Raw genomic sequence first — 19,099 nt, 5'->3', positions numbered from 1 at the left:
CTCGACGCTTGCTGCGCCCGGGCCGCTCGCGTCGAGGTCAGTCGCGCTCAGGGTCAGTCGCGCTCGGGCAGCGGCGTCGAGCGGACGAGCGTCGTCAGCAGCGCGAACAGGGCGATGGCCAGGCCGAGGGCGAGACCGCCCTGCCAGTAGAGCGCTCCGCGCAGCATGCTCGCACCGACGAGCGCCTGGAACAGCTGCCAGGTGATCCCGTAGCCCAGGCCGAAGCGGCCCCGTGCCAGCACGGAGCGAGCCGCGGCCACGGCGCCGACGGCGAACAGCAGGAGGAACAGGGCCAGGCCGATCCCGATGCGCGGGTAGAGCGAGCCTCCGCCGACCATGACGAGGCAGTAGGTCGCGATCGCGAGCATCCCGAGGGCCTCGACGCCCAGGAGCACGGCGGCGGTCGGACGGATGCGAGGATCCGGATCCGCGAGGGTCGCGGGTCGGCCCGACGCATCGCGCGCGGCATCGGACCGCGAGGTTCGGGAGGCGGCGGATCGGCGGTCGGAGGACTCGTTCGAGGGCATGGGGGCACTGTATCCGCCCGACCTCGGACCGCCCCTCCACCCAGCAGATGCACAGGTCCGTACCGATTCGCTCCCGGGCAGGAGCCGTCCCCCGCTGCTCTGCACAGCGCTTTCGAGCTCCGAATCCGCAACCGCATCTCACCCTGTCGCGCGCAAGCGTCCGCCATGTGGGAAGTGCCACCCAGCCCGAGTGCTCGGCACCCTTGTCGACGCCGCGACCGGCCCAGACAATGGAACACGGCCCTCACACCCCACCGTAGAACGCGGCGGCAGCATGCTCCGCACACTCCGGTGCGGGCCTTCGAACCGAGAACGTCCCGAGTCGGGGCAACCCCTCGCCGCGAGCCGCCCACGGGCGGCGCGGGGCGATCTGGAAAGAGAGAGTGACGATGGACTGGCGCCACCGTGCCGAGTGCCTCAAGCATGATCCCGAGCTGTTCTTCCCGATCGGGAACACCGGACCGGCGATCACCCAGATCCAGGAGGCGAAGGCGGTGTGCCAGAAGTGCGACGTCATGACGGCCTGCCTGAAGTTCGCCCTCGAGACCGGTCAGGACTCGGGCGTCTGGGGCGGGCTGAGCGAGGACGAGCGCCGCTCCCTCAAGCGCCGCAATGCGCGCGCTCGCCGCGCCAGCTGAGCCTCAGCATCCTTCGCGTCGGCTGACCGCCGCGCCCGTCGATCTGCGCAACTGCGCCACCGCCGACGGATCCTCACGGATCCGTCGGCGGTCGCGGTTCCGGCCCCGATTCCAGCCCCGGCCACGGCCCCGGCCACGGCCACGGCCACGGCCACGGCCGAGCCTGCCGGAGGAGCCGGTCAGACGGTGACGGGATCCAGATAGACGTCGATCGTCGCCTGCGTCCCTCCGTCGGGACCGCTCTGCCAGGTGAGCGTGCCGCCCAGCTGCCCCTGCACGAGGGTCTGGGCGATGTTCGTCCCCAGTCCCGAGGGCCGCTTGCTCCCCATGCCCGCGCCGTCGTCCTCGATCGAGATGATCAGGTGGGATCCGGTCCGCTCGCTGCGCACCGTGAGCATCCCACCGGTCTCCGACAGGCCGTGCTCGACGGCGTTGGTCGCGAGCTCGGTCACCACGAGCGCCAGCGGCGTCGCATCCTCCGCGTTGATCGAGCCGACCCGTCCGATCTTCTGCGTGCGCACCTCCACCTGCGCCTCGGTGAGCTGCGGGGTGCCCTCCTGGTGCACGGTCGCGCTGGCCGCATCGACCGCGAGCCGCAGGCAGCGGTCGATCACATCGTCGAAGTGGACGGCCTCCTGGGATCCCTGCAGGAGGGACTCGTGGACGAGCGCGATGGTCGAGACCCGTCGCATCGCCTCCGTCAGCGCCTCGCGCGCCTCGTCGGACTTCATCCGACGCGACTGCATGCGCAGCAGCGCCGCGACCGTCTGCAGGTTGTTCTTGACCCGGTGGTGGACCTCGCGGATCGTGGCGTCCTTCGTGATGAGCTCGCGCTCGCGGCGGCGCAGCTCGGTCACGTCCCGCACCAGCACGATCGCGCCCGTGCGCGTGCCGCGCTCCGTCAGCGGCACGGCGCGCAGCGACAGCGTCCCGCCACGAGCCTGCATGTCGGAGCGCCAGGCCGCCCGTCCCATCAGCACCAGCGGCAGGGACTCGTCGACCGGGACCCGGGATTGCAGGACATCCGTGGACAGCTCCGCGAGGGTCACCCCCTCCATATCGCCCTCGACGCCGAAGCGGTGGAAGGCCGACAGGGCGTTGGGCGAGGTCCACTGGACGACGCCGCCCGCGTCGAGCTCCACCACGCCGTCACCGACACGCGGTGCGCCGCGGCGCGGCGGGATCGGCGCCCCGTCGATCGGATAGGCGCCCCCTTCGACCATCCGCAGCAGGCGCAGGCCCAGCTCCTCCTGGCGCTGCTCGGCGGTCGAGAGAGGGCTCGTCGGCTTCGCGCTCTCGGCCGCGAGGACCGCATAGGTCTCGCCGTTCTTGCGCACCGGCACCAGGATCCCGACGGCCTGACGGCCCTCGCGCTCGATCTCGATGGGGCGATGATCGGCCGCGCCGCCCTCGAGCAGCGCGATCAGCGCCGGATTCTCCCCCTCGCCGAGGACGTCGCCGACCGGGTCCTCGTAGTACACGGTCGCGCCCGTCGCGGGACGGCAATGCGCCACGGCCGTCGGGCCCTCATCGGTCTGGACCCACAGCACCAGGTCCGCACGCAGCAGATCGGACACGAGGTTCCAGTCCCCGGCCAGGTGCTGGAGCCAATCCGCACCCTTCGCGGAGAAGCGGCGGTTGTCGGCAAGGAACTTCGACAGGCTCGGCATGCGCTCATGGTAGTGGCGCTGCGGCCTCGGACTCACATCGTGATGCCGGGCTCCGTTCGCCCGGATGCGGGGCGGCGGCGCTCGGCAGGCGACGGCGGCGGCGCTCAGGACGCATCCGCGGCGACGTCCGACGGCGACTGCGTCGACGACGCGCGCGTGACTGCCGGGTGACGAGCGCATGGACAGCGAGGAGGAGCCGCAGGCCGGACTGCCCACACCACGGCCGACGTGCAGGTTCGTCGGCGCTCTGGCCTAGTCTGGGACCGACCACTCTCCCCGGAAGGACCGGAATGAAGCTGAGCGAGACCCTCAACCTGCCCGTCTCGGCGGGCGCTGCCGCGACCATGTACACCGACGAGTCGTACGCGGAGGTGCGTCGGGCTGCGCTCGGCGCCTCCAGCGGCTCGTCATCGGTGCAGGGCGATGCATCGGGCGCCTTCGTCGTCACCACCGAGCTGGCGATGCCGACCGATCGTGTGCCGGACATCGTCCGTCCCTTCGTCGGCTCGTCGGTGACGGTGCGCGAGGAGCAGAGCTGGTCCGCCGCGGCCGCCGACGGCTCCCGCACCGGGACGATGACGCTCACCGTCGCCGGAACGCCCGCCGGGGTGAAGGCGGCGCTGACGATGACCCCGAAGGGCGATTCCGCCTGCACCGTCGTCATCGACGGCGATCTCACGGCGAAGGTCCCGCTGATCGGCGGGCGCCTGGAGAAGGCGGCCGTCCCCTACATCTCCAAGGTCCTGCGCACCGAGGAGAAGGCCGCCGCGCGCTACCGCGACGCGCACAGCGCCTGATCCTGCACGTCGGCCCGGCTCGCTCCGCGGCTCGACGCCCGCCCGCCCCGTGCTCGACCAGAAGCGGGAGGAGAGGAGCCGGTCATCCCGTACGGGGACGACCGGCTCCTCTGCGTTTCCAGGCTTCATGGCTACCTGACTTCCTGGTTTCCGGGCTTCCTGGGTCAGCCCTGGGTGCGCTCGTCGAGATAGGCGATGGCCTCGGCGCCCTCCGAGGCGTCGAACCACAGCAGCGCGGGGTCGGTGTCGTCAGCATCCGCCGCTGCAGCATCCAGCTCGGTGACGTGCAGGGCGGCGACCCGCGCGAGGGTCTCGGACACGGTCACGACGCCGTAGGCGCCGCCGGTGTCCTCCGCCCCGCCGATGTCGGAGTCCGGGACGTCGGCGGCGATGACCAGGGCGCGCGCGTCCCGCGAGCCGGTGACGAGCGCGACATGCACGGCGTCCTGCAGGGCGTCGTACTCGAGCTCCTCCGTATCCTCCTCGGGATGGTCCGCCCGCGCCGCGGCCGTCACGGCCCAGGCCGCCCGGCCCGGCGCGATCAGCAGCTCGGGTGCGATACCGGTCAGTGCGGGGCGTTCCTCGTCGGTCAGGGGCAGGAAGATCCTCATGCGGTCATCCTCTCACCCGGCCGTCGGCACGAGCTCGTGACCCTCCGCGGGCATCCCGTCGTCCTCCGCGCCCCGAGCGCGCGGGCGACGCCGGCCGCGCCATGGCGACGGAGCCTCCTGCGGCCACCACCGCGCGATCGTCTCTGCGGCGAGATCCCGCAGTGCTCGGCGGAGCGCCGAACGAGGGGCCGCTTCGGCGAGCAGCGCCCCGTCCCAGAGCGCAGTGCGGCAGGCGGCAGGATCGTCGGGGAGTGCTGTGAAGCTCGTCGCCGGCATGCGATGCAGGATGAGCTCCCGCACCCGATCCGCAGAGACCGGCGCTCCTACTCGATTGACGACGATATGCGGACTGCTCACGCCCAGCTCCTCGAGCCGCGGCGCCGCGCGCAGGAGCCGGGTGATGCTGAGCGGATCCGCGCCGGCGACCGCCAGGACGGCATCCGCATGCTCGAGAGCGCTGATCGCTGCCGCATGGCGCTGCGGCGCCGCGGTGTCGTAGCTGAGCTCCTCATCCTCCTCGAGCAGCCCGGATACGTCGACGACGACCAGCGCCTCGAGGCGGCGCAGCGCCTGCCACACGCCCTCCAGCGCCGATCGTCGCAGCTCTGGCCAGCGGGCGGGGACGCCGATGCCGCTGAGCAGCCGCAGACCGGGTCGCAGCTCCGGCATGAGCGCATGCAGGGTGTCGTCGTCGAGGGTGTCGCGATCGTAGGCGCGGCAGGCGGCGACCAGACCGGGCGTCTCATCGAGCACGCCCAGCAGCTGCGCGAGGGACGGGCCGACGGTGTCGGCGTCGACGAGGATCGTCGGGCGCCCGGCGAGCGCCGCCTCGAAGGCGAGGTTCGCGGCGATCGTGCTGCGTCCCGGCGATCCGACGGGGCCCCAGAGGACGACCATCCGGCCCGGCGCCCCCTCCGGCGCCGGAGGGGGCGCCTCCGTCCAGGCATCGTGCTCGGCCTCCCCCTCGAGGGCGGCCCGGATCGCGGCGACCACGTCCCCGGTGGGCGCCGAGGCCTCGACGATGTGGCGCAGGCCGAGGACCGTCCGCGAGGTGTCCGAGGTGCCGCGGAGACCGATCACCGCGGCGTCGCGCAGCAGAGCGGCCAGCGGGTCCCTGCCCAGACCGCGCACCCCCAGGTCGATGAGGATGACGTCGCCGATGCCGGCCGCGGCCACGGCGAGGGTCTCGGCGAGGTCTGCGCAGCGGCGGACGACGCGCATCTCGGCGGCGTGCTCCCCGGCGATGTCGTGGACGATGCGCACCTCGTCCGCGCCAGAGGCGCACAGGACGATGTCGATCATCGGCCCGTGCCGTACGCGCCGGGGACGCCGATGACGTCCAGCCGCTCACCGCGCGCGAGGACCTCGAGGACCTCGGCGAGACGGTCCTGCGGGACGAGCACCTCGACCGAGCGCGACTGCATGCCCAGCGCGCTGCCCTCGTCGATGCGACGCACGACGGCGTCCTCGACGAGGAGGCTCGTCTCCCCGCTCCCCTTGTCCGCGTCCTCGGTGTGCCAGAGCTCCACCGGTGCGCCGACGGTCACGGACTCCGCGACCGCCGATCCCACGGGGATCACGACGGGCCTCAACGAGATGTCGACGGCCTGGCCGACCGCGGAGGACGGCAGCAGCTCGCCCGAGCGGACGGCATGGGAGGCGACGGCGCCCTCGGGGATCGCACCGATGTCGCCGACGTACATCTCGTCCTGATCGCCGAGCCGCACGTCGACGGTCGTCAGCACACTCGCATCCAGCACCTGCCCGGGCACGATGTCGGTGCGGGCGACCAGGACCGTGGCCGTCTGCGACAGCCGGGAGACGAGCAGCGCACCCATCAGCACGCTCGCGATCACGAGCACGACGCCGACGATGAGCCGCGGATCCTTCCATCGCGGTCGACGCAGCCTCATCACGGGAGCGGCAGCCGTCATATTCGCCTCCTGGTCCTCGAGCCGGTCGGGATCCCGGTCGGGATTCCCTGGCGGGGAGGCTATGCGTTCTCCTCGGCGATCACCTCCTCCCGCCCCGAATTGTGGATAACCGGCCCGATCTCCACCCGGAGGCCTCCCCCAAGGGGCCTTCTCCCCGGATTCCGCCATGGAGAGGACGAGTATCCGCAGCGGTCATCCACAGACGTCATCGGAACCTTGCGAGCTCTGCAAGACTGGTGCGCGGACGACTCCCTCGCCGCCGAGACCGCAACGGAAGGACGCACGATGGCTCCTCGCTTCATGCCGCTGACCGATGTCGCGGAGGTGCTCGCCATCTCGGCATCCCAGGCCTACGCACTCGTCCGCTCGGGAGAGCTGCGGGCGATCAAGGTCGGGGGGCGCGGCCAGTGGCGCGTCGAGGCCGCCGAGCTCGAGTCCTACATCGAACGCAGCTACCGGGCGACGGAGCATGCGCTGCACGAGGAGCGCCTGCGCGAGCACCACGCCTGACCCGGCACGCGGTTCCCCGCGGCGCCTGGTGCCCTCGATCACGCCTCGGCGATGAGCAGCAGGGCGCTGAGCGGGATCGTGAGCGCACCGGTCGCGCCGGAGCGGACTTCGCCCGTCGGCAGGAGGCTGAAGCCCATCCAGTCGGCACCGACGCCGGAGATCCTCCCGGTGCTCCTCCCCGCGGCGGTCTCCACGAGGACGGCGCGCCGGTCCCGTGCGAGGGAGCGCAGCGCGGAGAGCAGCGACGGCCGTCCACCGAGGGCGTCGGAGACCGGGCGGGCCCGGGCCGGCAGGCCCTGCAGGGTGCTGATCGCGGCCAGCGGCACGAGCACCCGCCGGTGCCCGTGCTCCTCCAGGAGCATCCAGTCCTCCCCACATCTCTCGACGCGTCCGCTGAGGCGGATCGACGCGCCGATCACGAGCGACACCTCTGCGCCCGATGCTCCCCGCAGCCGGTCGGCGAGATGCACCTGCGCGCGTTCGGCGCGCGCCAAGTCCTCCGAGACCGCGCGGATCTCCTCCTGCTGCCCATGGGCGAACTGCCCCTCGAGATCGTCGAAGATCCGCTCGAATCGCATGGCGTCACTGTAGGCGGCGGCCGTCCGATATCGCCGGGAGTTTCCTCTCCCCGGATCGCACCCGCTCATTTCTCGTACTTTCGTACCAATCGGCCGCTCCGGTTGGTACTTACGTACCACTCCTCCCCAATGTCGGCCGTCCACATGGCACTTACGTCCAATTGTGCTCGCGCCCACAGCCCACTAGCTTCTTGTGGGGGAACCAATCGGCATCAAATCGCATCAAACACAGACGTTCGCGATGATGCCGCGACGACAGGGGTGGAAGAGATGTCCGCAGGGGAACAGCGACGTCCGCAGGGACGCGACGGGACGGCGACGCCGCGGGCGAGGTCGGCACCGTCAGCAGCGCCGACGCACGGTGCGGTCGGCTCGCCGCCGCCGTCGTCGCCGTCCCGCATGCCGAGCGCCGGGCGGTATGCGGCCGGCGCCGCGATCTCCGTGGTCGGTGCGCTGGCGATGTCGAGCACCGTCGACGCTCTGCTCGCCCAGGCGAGGCAGGGGCTGGGGACGGACGCGATGATGGCGTGGGTCCTCGTCCTCCTCGCGGGCGGCGGCGCACTGCTGTGCGCCTACCTGGCCCTGGTGTGGGGCCTCGCCTCGCTCGTCGCCGTGACCGGACCTGCCAGCACCGCGGGTCGGACGCTCCTCGTGGCGCTGCGTCTGCTCGCTCCCCGACTCGCGCGACGGGTCGCCGTGGGCGCCTCCGCGGCGACCGTCGCCGGGTCCCTCATGCTCCTGCCCGCCTCGGCCGCGGTGGAGGACGTCTTCGAGAATCCGTCCGCCTCCTCGGCCTCCGCCGCGCAGAGCATCGCAGCGGACGGGACCGACACCGACGACGGACCGGCACTCCCGGATCCCGCCGCACCCGAGGAGGGCAGCCTCCCGACGCTCGACGAGATCCCGCGGCAGGAGCTTCCCGACCTCGGCTGGGAGGGCACGCCCGTCCCCATCCCGGAGGAGGCCGCGGATGCGCCGTCGTCCGACGACCAGGATCCCCACGCCGATCAGGACTCCCAGAACGCCCAGCAGGCGACCGATGCGGGCGAGGCGGCTGAGGCGGCCGGCACGTATGCCGAGGACACCGGGGCGCCCGCCCCTCCGCCCGGCACCGTCGTCGTCGAGCAGGGAGACACCCTGTGGTCCATCACGGACGACCTGCTCGGTCCCGACGCCGATGCCGACGCCGACATCACTGCCGCATGGCCGGATCTCCACCAGGCCAATCGCGATCTCCTCGGCGACGACCCCTCCCTCCTCATCCCCGGCCAGGTCCTCACCGTCCCCGGCCACCTGACCACCCAGGAGCAGTCATGAGCACCACCGATCAGCAGCCTCTCCCCTCCGGCCAGGAGGATCTGCGCTCCGAGGACCCCCGTGCCGTCGCGAGGATGATCGAGCCCGTCGCCCGCTGCGCCGTGGAGATCGTGCGCGACATGCGTCCCGACAATGCCCTGACCCGACTGGTCACCCCCGAGGTGGCCCTCATGCTCTCCCGCCGCGCCTCCCTCACCCGGCGCCTGCGGGCGACCACCGGGTACGCGCCGCCCAAGCAGCTGCAGGTCTCCGGTGTGCGCACGTGCATCGTCAACGCACGCACGGTCGAGGCCAGCTGCGTGCTGCGCGAGCCCGATCGCGCCCGCTTCCTCGCGATGCGCTGGGAGCTCCGCCATACCGGATGGAAGATCACCGTGCTCGAGATCGGCTGAGCGCGCGGCCAGCGGGACATGAGGGAGGGGACGGACCAGATGGTCCGTCCCCTCCCTCATGCTGTGCAGCATCCGCCGGCCCACTGCCGCGGGCCCAATGCCGTCGGCCCGGCGCACCGCCGGTCAGGCCCCGGCCGCTCCCGCGGCCTCAGGCGCGGTGCGAGCGATCTTCCGGACGCGGCTTGTCACGGTCCTGGCGGTTCGAGGCTCCGCTGCGGCGCCCCTGTCGCTCGAGGCGACGACGCTGCGCACGCGACAGGTTCGCCGGGTCCTGGATGCCCGAGCCCTCGGCGGAGCTGTAGCGCAGCTGCCCTGCACCGACGCCGTCCTCGAGGCCACGACCGGTCAGCACCACGCTCTCCTCGTCCGAGGCCGGCTCACCGCCGTCGGCCGCAGCGCCCTCCGTCGAGGCATCCGCGGAGCTCGCGGCCCCGGTCTTCGCCGCCTCGACCGCGTTCGCAGCAGCCGCCACGGCCGCCGCGGTCCTCCCGTGCGCGCCGGCGGTCGACGTCAGCAGATCCGAGACCGCCTTCGGCACGACGGACTCGGCCTTGGCGACCTGGACCTCGAGGTTGTAGACGTACCCGACGGAGTCCTCCTTGATGCCCGCGATCATGTCGTTGAACATCAGATGGCCCTCGCGCTCGTACTCGACGAGCGGGTCGCGCTGAGCCATGGCGCGCAGGCCGATGCCCTCCTTGAGATAGTCCATCTCGTAGAGGTGCTCGCGCCAGCGGCGATCCATCACCGAGAGCAGCACGCGACGCTGGAGCTGATGGAGGCCCTCGTCGCCGAGCTCCTCGCGTCGCTTCTCGTAGGCGAGGCGAGCGTCGGAGAGGATCTCCTCCTTGAGGACCTCGCCGCTCAGGTCCTCCTTGCCGCCGACCTCCTCGATGACCTCCTCGGCCGTGATCGAGATCGGGAAGGCGGTGCGCAGCGCCCCCCACAGCTCCTCGAGGTCGATGTCCTCGCCGTTGACGCCCTTGGTGTGCGCGTCGACGGTGCCGCCGATGACCTCCTCGATGAAGCGGTCGATGTGCTCGTCGAGGTCCTCGCCCTCGAGGATCCGTGCACGCTCCTCGTACAGCTTCTTGCGCTGCTTCGTGAGGACGTCGTCGTACTTCAGGACGTTCTTGCGGATCTCCGCGTTGCGGGACTCGATCGAGTTCTGCGCGCGCTGGATCGCGCCCGAGACCATGCGGCCGGTCAGCGGGATCGACTCGTCGACGCCACCGCGGGCGAGCAGCGACTCCGCGGCCCCGGAGTTGAACAGGCGCATCAGATCGTCCTGGAGCGAGAGGTAGAAGCGGGACTCGCCCGGGTCGCCCTGTCGGCCGGAGCGGCCGCGCAGCTGGTTGTCGATGCGCCGGGACTCATGGCGCTCGGTGCCGAGCACATAGAGCCCTCCGAGCTCGACGACCTCGTCGTGCTGCGTCGCCACGGCGGCCTTGGCCTTGGCCATCTCCTCATCCCAAGCGGCCTCGTAGCCCTCGGGATCCTCCTCGGGATCGATGCCGAGCTGCTCGACGGCCGAGTGCGCCATGAACTCGACGTTGCCGCCGAGCATGATGTCGGTGCCTCGACCCGCCATGTTGGTGGCGACGGTGACCGCACCCTTGGCGCCGGCCATCGCGATGATGCCGGCCTCCTTCGCATGGTTCTTCGCGTTGAGGACCTCATGCTTGACGCCCTGAGCGGTCAGCAGCTTCGCGAGGTACTCGGACTTCTCGACGCTGGTGGTGCCCACGAGGACCGGCTGGCCCTTGTCGTGCCGACGGACGATGTCCTCGACGACGGCATCGAACTTCGCCTTCTCGGTGCGGTAGATGCGATCGGCCTGATCCACGCGCTGCATCTCGCGGTGCGTGGGGATCGGCACCACGCCGAGCTTGTAGGTGTTCATGAACTCGGCGGCCTCGGTCTCGGCGGTGCCGGTCATGCCCGAGAGCTTCTCGTAGAGCTTGAAGTAGTTCTGGAGGGTGATCGTGGCGAGGGTCTGGTTCTCGGCCTTGATCTTCACCCCCTCCTTGGCCTCGATCGCCTGGTGCATGCCCTCGTTGTAGCGGCGACCGGCGAGGATGCGCCCGGTGTGCTCGTCGACGATGAGCACCTCGCCGTTCAGGACGACGTAGTCCTTATCGCGCTTGAACAGCTCCTTCGCCTTGATCGCATTGTTCAGGAAGCCGATCAGCGGCGTGTTCAGCGATTCGTAGAGGTTCTCGATCCCGAGATGGTCCTCGACCTTGTCGATGCCGGATTCGAGGACGCCGACGGTGCGCTTCTTCTCGTCGACCTCGTAGTCGCGGTCACGGCGGAGCAGCTTCACGACCTTCGCGAACTCCGAGTACCACTTGTTGGCGTCGCCGGAGGCCGGCCCGGAGATGATCAGCGGGGTGCGGGCCTCATCGATGAGGATCGAGTCGACCTCGTCGACGACGCAGAAGAAGTGCTCCCGCTGGACCCGGTCCTCGGGCTTGAGGGCCATGTTGTCGCGCAGGTAGTCGAAGCCGAACTCGTTGTTCGTGCCGTAGGTGATGTCCGCGGCGTACTCCTCGCGGCGCTCCGCGGGGGTGAGCCCGGACTTGATGACGCCGGTGGTCATGCCGAGGGTGCGGAAGACGCGGCCCATCAGGTCGCTCTGGTAGCCGGCGAGGTAGTCGTTGACCGTGACGACGTGCACGCCCTTGCCCGCGAGGGCGTTGAGGTACGACGGGAGGGTCGCGACGAGGGTCTTGCCCTCACCGGTCTTCATCTCGGCGATGCGACCGCGGTGGAGCGCCGCACCGCCCATGATCTGGACGGGGTAGGGGCGCTGCCCGAGCGTGCGGGTCGCCGCCTCGCGCACCGCGGCGAAGGCCTCGACCATGATGTCGTCGAGGGTCTCGCCGTCCTCCAGGCGCTCGCGGAAGCGGGCGGTCTCGCCCTTGAGCTCCTCATCGCTCAGCTCCGCGAAGACGTCGCCCGCGTCCTCGACCTGCTGGGCGATGCCCTGCAGTCGACGGAGCTCGCGCCCCTCGCCGGCGCGGAGGATCTTGTCGAAGAGGTTGACCACACATGCTCCCGAAGTTGTCTCATGCGCCCTCAGGGCGTCCGATGCCTGACCCATCGTAGACGGCGCGCATCCTCGCGCGCTGACGGCTGCGCCGATCCTCACGACGAGAGGCGCTCACGCATCCTCCTCGACTCCGTCGGAGTCCGTCAGCCGTCGTCCGTCGGGGCTCCGGCGAGCGCGGTCGCGAGCGCCGAGGTGAGCGCGGGATCGGCGCCCTGCGCGAGGGGTTCCTGCGGGACGCGCACCTCGTCGAGCTGCTGCCAGCGGGCCGCTCGACGGAGCTCGACGGCGAGGTCGCGGGCGATGGCGGCATCGCTCCTCCGCATCCGCCGTCCCAGCTGCGGCAGCTCTTCGCGGTAGACGCCGCGGACCTCGAGGACGCCGCGCGCCCGGTCGGCGCGAAGGTCGACTCGTGCGGGGAAGAGGTCGCCCATCAGGAAGAGGAGGGAGTAGTAGCCGGTCGTGCGGCGCTCGGCGGGCGTGTAGATCCCGATGCGGTAGTCCACGTCGAACAGCGAGGCCAGGCGCGGACGGTGGAAGACGACGGGGTCGAAGGGGCTGACCAGGGCGCGGGTGCGCACGGGTGCCGGGTCCGGCGCATCGCGGTGGAGCAGCATGCGCCGCGTCCCGCCCGGGAGGTCGACCTCGACCTCCCGGACCTCGCCGGTGGCGATCAGCTCCTGGATCGCCGGACGTGCGGTCGCGCTCCTGATCCGGAAGTAGTCGGACAGGGAGGAGGCCTCTGCGACGCCCAGGGCGCGGGCGGCGAGGGCGATCAGATGCGCCACGTCCTCCTCATCCCGCGATCGCAGGTCCGTCTCGTCGCTCCCCCCGAGGACTGCGCCGTCCCCTGCGGCGTCGCCTGCGCCATCGGCCGACGACGCGACCGGGAGGTAGAGCCTCTCGAACTGCGCGCTGCGGCCGACGCACTCGAGGTCGCCCGTGCGGAAGTGGTGCTCGACCGCCCATTGGACGGTGGTCCGTCGCCATCCCCATCCGTCTCCGCGCTGATGGTCTCCGAGTGCGCGGGAGATCTCCGCGGCGCTCAGCGGGCCCTGCTCCGCGAGGACCTCCCGGATCCTGGCGAGCCCGTCGGGCATGCTCCGCGCGGCGTCCTGCACCGCCTGCCATCCTTCGTTCCGCGCAGCGCGACGGCGGAATCCGAGGCGGCGGTGCACCTCGTCGGTGGTGAAGGCGGCCTCATGGGCGAGGGCCTCCTGCAGGAGCCGCTCCTCCCCCGGGCGTGCGGCGCGGTCGAGGGCGCGGACGTCCCAGCTGCCGTGCCGGGTGTACACCGGCAGGTGGTGGGCGCGCGCGAAGACGCTGACGGAGTCGATCTGCAGCAGATGGGTCCGTTCGACGGTGCGCCGCAGCGCCTCCGTGCTCGTCCTGGTCGACGGCGTCGCCGTTCGTCGGACCCCGCCGATCCCCTGGGAGCGCAGGGCGATCGCTCTCGCCTGCGCCGCCGTGAGCCGGCCCGATGCCCCTGCCCCGTCGCTCGCCGTCATCCATCGCCCCTTCCGCCTGCGTGCCTCACTGGATCCCTGCTCATGGCGCACGGGCCTCAGCTCGTGCTCGTGCTCGTGCTCGTGCTCGTGCTCGTGCTCGTGCTCGTGCTCGTGCTCGTGCACCGTACGCCCGCTCTCGGACATGCCGAGGGCGGGCGGCGCGCAGATCGTGCGCACCGCCCGCCCTGCGGGACGGCTATCGGCTCAGGAGCTCTGCAGCTCCCCGTCGAGCTCGATCACGCCGTAGTTCCATCCCTTCCGACGGTAGACCACCTTCGGATTGCCGGATCCCTCGTCGATGAAGAGGAAGAAGTCATGGCCGACGAGCTCCATCCGGTAGAGGGCGTCGTCGATGCTCATGGGCTCGGCAGGGTGCTTCTTCTCCCTGATCACGACCGGGCTGAAGTCCTCGGCCGTGCTCGTCGCGTCCTCGGCGACGGCAGCCGCGTCCACGGGCTCCGCGTCCTGCAGCGGTGCAGGGAGGTCGCCGTCCGCGGTCATCGTGCGCAGGCTCGCCGTGGCGCCCTGGTGGGAGCGCTCGCGGCCGCGACGACGGTCCTTCCGGCGGTCGCGCGAGCGCCGCAGACGTTCGAGGAGCTTCCCGTGAGCGACATCCAGCGCACCGTACAGGTCGTCCGCCCGCGCCTCGGAGCGGATGACCGCCCCGTTGTCGTAGACCGTGAGCTCGACGCGATCGCTGAGCTCGTTCTGGCGGGGATTCTTCTCCTGCGAGATCTCCACGTCGACCCGCATGGCCGCGGGGGCGAGCTGGGTGACCTTGTCGAGCTTGTCGGTGAGGTGGCGGCGGAAGCGATCCGGGACGTCCATGTGGCGTCCGACGACATTGATCTCCATGAGTGGTACTCCTCAGGTCGGGGTGCGGCCGCTCTGAGCCCGGCCGCGATGGCTCTTCGGCTGGGTGGGCACCTCCTGACGGGAGAGGACTCGCGATCTGTCCCTGCGAGTGAGAACAGTGTGCCATGGATCTCATCGGGTTTCTGCACCTGAGGTCCCGACCGCCCCTGCGGCGCGGCGGGGCAGCCGCTTCGGGACGGGAAGCCGGGCGGAGGCGATCACCACCGCGCCGAGGACGGGCACTCCCGCTGAGGTCAGCGCCTCGTGCATGCCGCGGAGCGTGGCCCCGGTCGTGACGACGTCGTCGACGATCACAGCCGCTCTCCCGCGCAACGGCTCCGGCACCCCGCCGCGCCCGAGGCGGATGCGCCGATGGCGGCGCTGGCGCGATCCGCCGCCCTCCTGCGCAGTGGTGGGCGAGGCGCGCAGGACGAGCGCGCGGCCCCCGCCTCGCGCCGCGATCTCCCGGACGAGCTCGGCGACATGGTCCTCGCCGCGGCGCAGCCGTGCGGAGCGTCGGGAGGGGACGGGGATCAGCAGCACGGGGTCGCTGCTCGACGCCGCCGTCTCGCGCGTCTCGCACGCGAGGGCCTCGACGGCGGGCACGAGGGCGGAGGCCAGGTGGGGACCGAGATGCAGCATCCCGCCGTTCTTCCAGGCCAGCACCAGGCTCTGCAGCGGGCCGGCGTACTCGCCGATCGCGAGGACGGGCAGCAGCGGACGATGGTCCGTCCCGGCGGGCACGGCGTCCTCCTCTCGGACACGGGTGGAGGAGAGCAGCTGCAGAGCGTCGCAGACGCTGTCGACCCGGGTCGGCGGCGCCTCGAGCAGCAGGGCGCAGTCCCGGCAGAGCCATGCGCCCTCGCGTCCGCACGGGCACTCCCTCGGGGCGATCAGGGCGCAGGTCTGCGCCAGGATCTCGCCGAGCAGGAACGCCGTCCGACGCAGGAGCGCCCCGGCCGCCGAGCTCACGGAGTCCGGGCGCCGAATGCGCTCAGCGACTCCTGGTCCTGAGGGTCCGGTGGGCCCGATGGGGTCTGTGGGTCCTGTGGGTCCTGTGCGTTCCACGTGCTCTGCGCGTCCGAGGCCGTCCATCCGGCGATCCCAGCACGACCTCGGGTCCTCGAAGTCCGCGAGGCCCGCGGCTGTGGACGATGCGCCCCTGGGGAGGAGCATCGCCGCGCCGCCGATCCGGCTCTGTCGAGCGCCCCGGCCCCGGCACCCGCCCCGCCCCGCCCCGCCCCGCCCCGCCCCGCCCCGGGGTCAGTAGAACGCCGGGTCGGTGGCCGTGAGGTCGACGCCCGCCCAGCCCTCGCCGTCGCTGCGCAGCAGGGTGCCCTCGACGGTGCCGGCCCAGACGGTCTCGGCGACCGAGGTCCCGGCGATCGAGATGACCTCGATGCCGAAGTCCGGGAGGGGGTCGCGTCCGTTGGCGAGGTCGAGGACCTGCGCGCGCTGCTCCTGCGCTCCGGTGTCCTCGCCGAGCACGAGCATCGCGACCTCGTCGTACCATCCGGCGCGGGTCATGCCGCTCATCTGCGGGGCGCGGATGACGATGGGCTCGGTGAGCGAGACCGGGACGCCGTCCGCATCGCGCCGCACGGCGCACAGGTCCAGCCGCGACCCGGCGCTGTCGGCGGAGAGCACGAGCAGGCGGGTGGCGTCGGCGGCGATATCGAGGGAGAGCACCTCGCGATCGCTCAGGAAGGGGGCGTCGATCTTCACGTCGGCGTCTGCTCCGACGCCGGAGAGCGCGAGCAGCACACCGGAGCTCGCGCGGGCGCCCGTCCACACGTAGCCGGCGTCGTCGATCCGAGGGGCGACGAAGACTCCCCCGCTCGCGGCCTCGCGCAGCGGCAGGGACCCGTCGGTGGAGGTCACGAGCACGACTGCGTCCTCGTCGCCGAGGGCGGCGGCCAGGATGCCGTCCTGCGCGATCGCGGGCGCGGCGACGGCGACCGAGGCCAGGGCGGGCACCAGCTGCACGGGCAGTCCCTGCATGTCGGTGTCGGTGAGGGAGATGACGCCGCGGGTCGCGGCGGCGATGGGCCGGTGGCCGGGCAGCGCCCGCTGGATCGCGTCCTCTCCTGCCGGCGTGAGGTCGTCGCCCTCCCAGGTCAGACGGACCCCGCTGAGCGTCGACATGGAGCGCAGCGATGCCTCGATCTGCCGGAGGGCGATCGCCCGACGGCCGAGGTCGAGCTGTCCGACGGCCGTCGGGACCTCGACCTGCACGACGCCGTCGGCGCCGCTCGTGACGACGGCGGCGGCGACGCCGGAGCTGGCGGGGACCTCGGAGACGACCGCGCCGTCGAGGTACGGGGACGGGCCGGCGGCGAGCGCGGCGAGCACCGCGGAGGCGCCGCGGTTCAGGGAGAACCACCGCTGATCGGGGACAAGGTGGAGCTGCCGGGGGTCCACGAAGTAGAGCCGCGCAGAGGCGTAGAGGGTGTCGAAGGCGGCCTCCGAGAGGAAGATGCCGTCGGGGACGTCGGAGATCCTCCACTGCCCGTCGACCTGGGTGAGCCCGATGGGCACCTCGCGCGGGGTGACGCCCGCCAGGAGGCTGCGCAGCCCCCCGCTGGTGACCGAGGCGACGACCTGCACCAGGAGCGTCGCGCTGGCCTCGTCGACGGACTCGACCTGCAGCTCCTGGCTGCCCGAGTAGATGGTCACCTGCTCTCCGGGGTCCCAGGTCCGTGCGAGGTCCTCGGTGAGGTACTCGCGGGCGACGGCGTAGTCGTCCTCGGGGCCCACGCCCGCCTGGACGAAGCCCAGCACGACCTCGGAGGGCGTGGCGTCCTCCGCGGGCGGCAGCGCTCGCACGTAGGGGGCGCCGGCCTGCGCCTCGCCCGCGAGCTCGCGCACGGTGATCTCCGAGTCGGTGGGGATGCGCGCGCAGGCGCTCGCGAGGCCCGCGACCGCCGCGATCCCGGCGGCGCGCAGGAGCGCCCGGCGTCCGGGCGCCGACGGGTCGCGATCATCGGGACGGCTCATCGGTGCTCCTCTCCGGTCTCTCCCGCCCGGGGGGCGGGGTCGGTCAGCATGTCGGGCAGCAGGTCGGGAGAGATCTCGATCTCGCCGGTCATGGTGCTCGCCCCGTCGTCGACCGCGCTGCGGTCGAAGGAGCGCTCGAGGCGGAGCGGGGAGCGGGAGAACGAGCCGCCGGGCCGGCGCGGCAGCGTGAGACGGAAGACCGCGCCCTCCCCGGCCTGCCCCCAGGCCTGCAGCCAGCCGTCGTGGAGGTGCGCATCCTCGACGGAGATCGCCAGGCCCAGCCCGGTCCCGCCGAGGGTGCGGGCGCGGGAGGGGTCAGCGCGCCAGAAGCGGTCGAAAACACGGCGGGCGTCCTCGGGGCTGATCCCGGATCCGAAGTCCTGGACGACGATCGCGACCGCGTCCTCGTCGCCCGCGGTCTGCACGAGCACCGGGCGTCCCGCACCGTGCTCGATGGCGTTGGTCAGGAGGTTCCGCAGGATCCGGTCGACGCGACGGGCGTCGACCATCGCCTCGACGCCCTCGCCGGCGAGGCGCAGCTCGAGGGTGCTCCCGCGGGCGGCGGCCAGGGGCCGTGCGTCCCCGACGGCGGCGATGACGAGATCGTCGATGTCCTCGCGGTGGGTCTCCAGGCGCGCGGCACCCGCGTCGAAGCGGGAGATCTCCAGCAGGTCCGCGAGGAGCGCGTCGAAGCGGTCGACCTGCGTCGACAGCAGCTCGGCGGTGCGCGACAGCTCCCCGGGCAGGCGGTCGCGCTGATCGTCGAGCACGGAGGCGGCCATGCGGATCGTCGTCAGCGGCGTGCGCAGCTCATGGGAGACGTCGGCGACGAAGCGCTGCTGGACGCGGGAGAGCTCGGTGAGGTCGTCGACCTTCTGGGCGAGGCTGCGGGCCATGTCGTTGAACGACTCCCCCACCTTCGCGAGCTCGTCGCTGCCGGAGACCTCCACACGGCTGTCGAGATCGCCGCCGGCCATCCGCTCGGCGGCGAGGGCGGCGCGCTTGAGCGGCGTGGTCACGAGCCGTGCGACGACGACGGCGATGCCGACGACGAGCGCCAGCAGCACGGCGCCGCCGCCCAGGATCACACGCTGCACGAAGGAGAGGGTCTGCTGCTCCTCCTGGAGCGAGTAGACGATGTAGAGGTCGTAGGAACCGGTGCCGGGGACGATCACCCGGGTGCCGACGAGCAGCGCGGGCTCCACGGCCCCGGTGCCGTCGTCGCGGCCGATGGATCTCCAGACGAGCGAGTCCGGGGACTCCGCCACCGAGTCCTCGAACTCGTCATCGATCGCATCGAAGAGGGACTGGTCGGAGGCGACCTGCAGGAGGGTGGACGAGGAGTCCGCCGGGAACAGGGCGACCTCGCGGGCGTCGGCGCCGGACTGCCCGCCCACCGAGGTGATGAACGCGTACGCCGCGTCCTGCTGCTGCGTGCTCGTCGCCCCCGACAGCGAGGTGAGGTCGTCGACGAGCTGGCTGCGCACCTCGACGGTCTCGTCGAGCACCCGCTCGCGGCGCTGCTCGTAGAGCCCGTCGGCGATCACCGAGGACAGATAGGCGCCGACGGAGAGGATCGCGAAGGTCGCCAGCAGCGTCGTCACCAGCACGACGCGCAGGGCGAGCGACCAGCGCCGCGGCTCGACCGCCTCCCGGACGCGGCGGCCGCGCTCGCGCAGCCGCGAGGCTCCTTCGCCTCCGGTCACCTGCGGT

The 19,099-nt window shown here is 71.9% G+C and carries 17 protein-coding genes; 5 read left to right on the top strand and 12 right to left on the bottom strand.

Annotation, left to right across the window (positions count from 1 at the left end):
- Nucleotides 1–53: 53 nt before the first annotated feature.
- The gene (locus ACXET9_RS12275) at nt 54–527 is read right to left on the bottom strand and encodes a hypothetical protein (protein WP_457886903.1); all 474 of its coding nucleotides are present in this window, start codon (nt 525–527) and stop codon (nt 54–56) included.
- Between the two features lie 389 nt (nt 528–916).
- Here ACXET9_RS12275 and ACXET9_RS12270 point away from each other — a divergent pair, with 389 nt between their 5' ends.
- On the top strand, nt 917–1,165 hold the full coding sequence (locus tag ACXET9_RS12270) for a WhiB family transcriptional regulator (protein WP_329745188.1): 249 nt from the start codon (nt 917–919) through the stop codon (nt 1,163–1,165).
- 179 nt (nt 1,166–1,344) lie between these two features.
- On the opposite strand, the gene ACXET9_RS12265 is transcribed toward ACXET9_RS12270, so the two are convergent.
- Entirely contained in the window at nt 1,345–2,835 is a 1,491-nt protein-coding gene (locus tag ACXET9_RS12265) for a sensor histidine kinase (protein WP_457886902.1), read from the bottom strand.
- Nucleotides 2,836–3,125: 290 nt separating this feature from the next.
- Here ACXET9_RS12265 and ACXET9_RS12260 point away from each other — a divergent pair, with 290 nt between their 5' ends.
- Nucleotides 3,126–3,632, top strand: coding sequence for a DUF2505 domain-containing protein (locus ACXET9_RS12260; protein WP_457886901.1), 507 nt, complete (start codon nt 3,126–3,128; stop codon nt 3,630–3,632).
- Between the two features lie 164 nt (nt 3,633–3,796).
- Here the strand turns inward: ACXET9_RS12260 and ACXET9_RS12255 are convergent, their stop codons facing one another.
- Genes ACXET9_RS12255 through ACXET9_RS12245 form a run of 3 tightly spaced genes read right to left on the bottom strand, consistent with a single transcriptional unit; the run spans nt 3,797 to nt 6,177 of the window.
- Complete coding sequence (locus ACXET9_RS12255; RefSeq protein WP_457886900.1) at nt 3,797–4,243, bottom strand: DUF6912 family protein; 447 nt, start codon at nt 4,241–4,243, stop codon at nt 3,797–3,799.
- 12 nt (nt 4,244–4,255) lie between these two features.
- Complete coding sequence (locus tag ACXET9_RS12250; RefSeq protein ID WP_457886898.1) at nt 4,256–5,545, bottom strand: AAA family ATPase; 1,290 nt, start codon at nt 5,543–5,545, stop codon at nt 4,256–4,258.
- On the bottom strand, nt 5,542–6,177 hold the full coding sequence (locus ACXET9_RS12245) for an SAF domain-containing protein (RefSeq protein WP_457886897.1): 636 nt from the start codon (nt 6,175–6,177) through the stop codon (nt 5,542–5,544). The genes ACXET9_RS12250 and ACXET9_RS12245 overlap by 4 nt, the downstream gene beginning before the upstream one ends.
- Before the next feature lie 285 nt (nt 6,178–6,462).
- Here ACXET9_RS12245 and ACXET9_RS12240 point away from each other — a divergent pair, with 285 nt between their 5' ends.
- Entirely contained in the window at nt 6,463–6,687 is a 225-nt protein-coding gene (locus ACXET9_RS12240) for a helix-turn-helix domain-containing protein (RefSeq protein WP_457886896.1), read from the top strand.
- 38 nt (nt 6,688–6,725) lie between these two features.
- Here the strand turns inward: ACXET9_RS12240 and ACXET9_RS12235 are convergent, their stop codons facing one another.
- Nucleotides 6,726–7,265 (bottom strand): hypothetical protein, encoded by a 540-nt coding sequence (locus ACXET9_RS12235; protein WP_457886894.1) that lies wholly within the window; start codon nt 7,263–7,265, stop codon nt 6,726–6,728.
- A gap of 399 nt (nt 7,266–7,664) precedes the next feature.
- Here ACXET9_RS12235 and ACXET9_RS12230 point away from each other — a divergent pair, with 399 nt between their 5' ends.
- Both ACXET9_RS12230 and ACXET9_RS12225 read left to right on the top strand, forming a co-directional pair.
- Nucleotides 7,665–8,582: a LysM peptidoglycan-binding domain-containing protein gene (locus ACXET9_RS12230; RefSeq protein ID WP_457886892.1), complete on the top strand. Its 918-nt coding sequence runs from the start codon at nt 7,665–7,667 to the stop codon at nt 8,580–8,582.
- Nucleotides 8,579–8,974 (top strand): Rv3235 family protein, encoded by a 396-nt coding sequence (locus tag ACXET9_RS12225; RefSeq protein ID WP_457886891.1) that lies wholly within the window; start codon nt 8,579–8,581, stop codon nt 8,972–8,974. The genes ACXET9_RS12230 and ACXET9_RS12225 overlap by 4 nt, the downstream gene beginning before the upstream one ends.
- Before the next feature lie 148 nt (nt 8,975–9,122).
- Here the strand turns inward: ACXET9_RS12225 and secA are convergent, their stop codons facing one another.
- From secA to mtrB, 6 genes are all read right to left on the bottom strand, one after another.
- Nucleotides 9,123–12,026: a preprotein translocase subunit SecA gene (gene secA, locus ACXET9_RS12220; protein ID WP_457886890.1), complete on the bottom strand. Its 2,904-nt coding sequence runs from the start codon at nt 12,024–12,026 to the stop codon at nt 9,123–9,125.
- Nucleotides 12,027–12,172: 146 nt separating this feature from the next.
- Nucleotides 12,173–13,534, bottom strand: a complete 1,362-nt coding sequence (locus tag ACXET9_RS12215) for a winged helix-turn-helix domain-containing protein (protein ID WP_457886889.1) — start codon at nt 13,532–13,534, stop codon at nt 12,173–12,175.
- Nucleotides 13,535–13,738: 204 nt separating this feature from the next.
- Nucleotides 13,739–14,389 (bottom strand): ribosome hibernation-promoting factor, HPF/YfiA family, encoded by a 651-nt coding sequence (gene hpf, locus ACXET9_RS12210; protein ID WP_457886888.1) that lies wholly within the window; start codon nt 14,387–14,389, stop codon nt 13,739–13,741.
- Between the two features lie 132 nt (nt 14,390–14,521).
- On the bottom strand, nt 14,522–15,361 hold the full coding sequence (locus ACXET9_RS12205) for a ComF family protein (protein ID WP_457886886.1): 840 nt from the start codon (nt 15,359–15,361) through the stop codon (nt 14,522–14,524).
- Nucleotides 15,362–15,652: 291 nt separating this feature from the next.
- Complete coding sequence (locus ACXET9_RS12200) at nt 15,653–17,386, bottom strand: LpqB family beta-propeller domain-containing protein (RefSeq protein ID WP_457886885.1); 1,734 nt, start codon at nt 17,384–17,386, stop codon at nt 15,653–15,655.
- Nucleotides 17,383–19,092, bottom strand: coding sequence for an MtrAB system histidine kinase MtrB (gene mtrB / locus ACXET9_RS12195; RefSeq protein WP_457886884.1), 1,710 nt, complete (start codon nt 19,090–19,092; stop codon nt 17,383–17,385). The genes ACXET9_RS12200 and mtrB overlap by 4 nt, the downstream gene beginning before the upstream one ends.
- Nucleotides 19,093–19,099: the final 7 nt, after the last annotated feature.

It is taken from the genome of Brachybacterium netajii (SeqCode) (assembly GCF_054114245.1).
The sequence above is the reverse complement of the archived record's forward strand: the minus strand, read 5'-3'. Positions and strand labels throughout refer to the sequence as shown.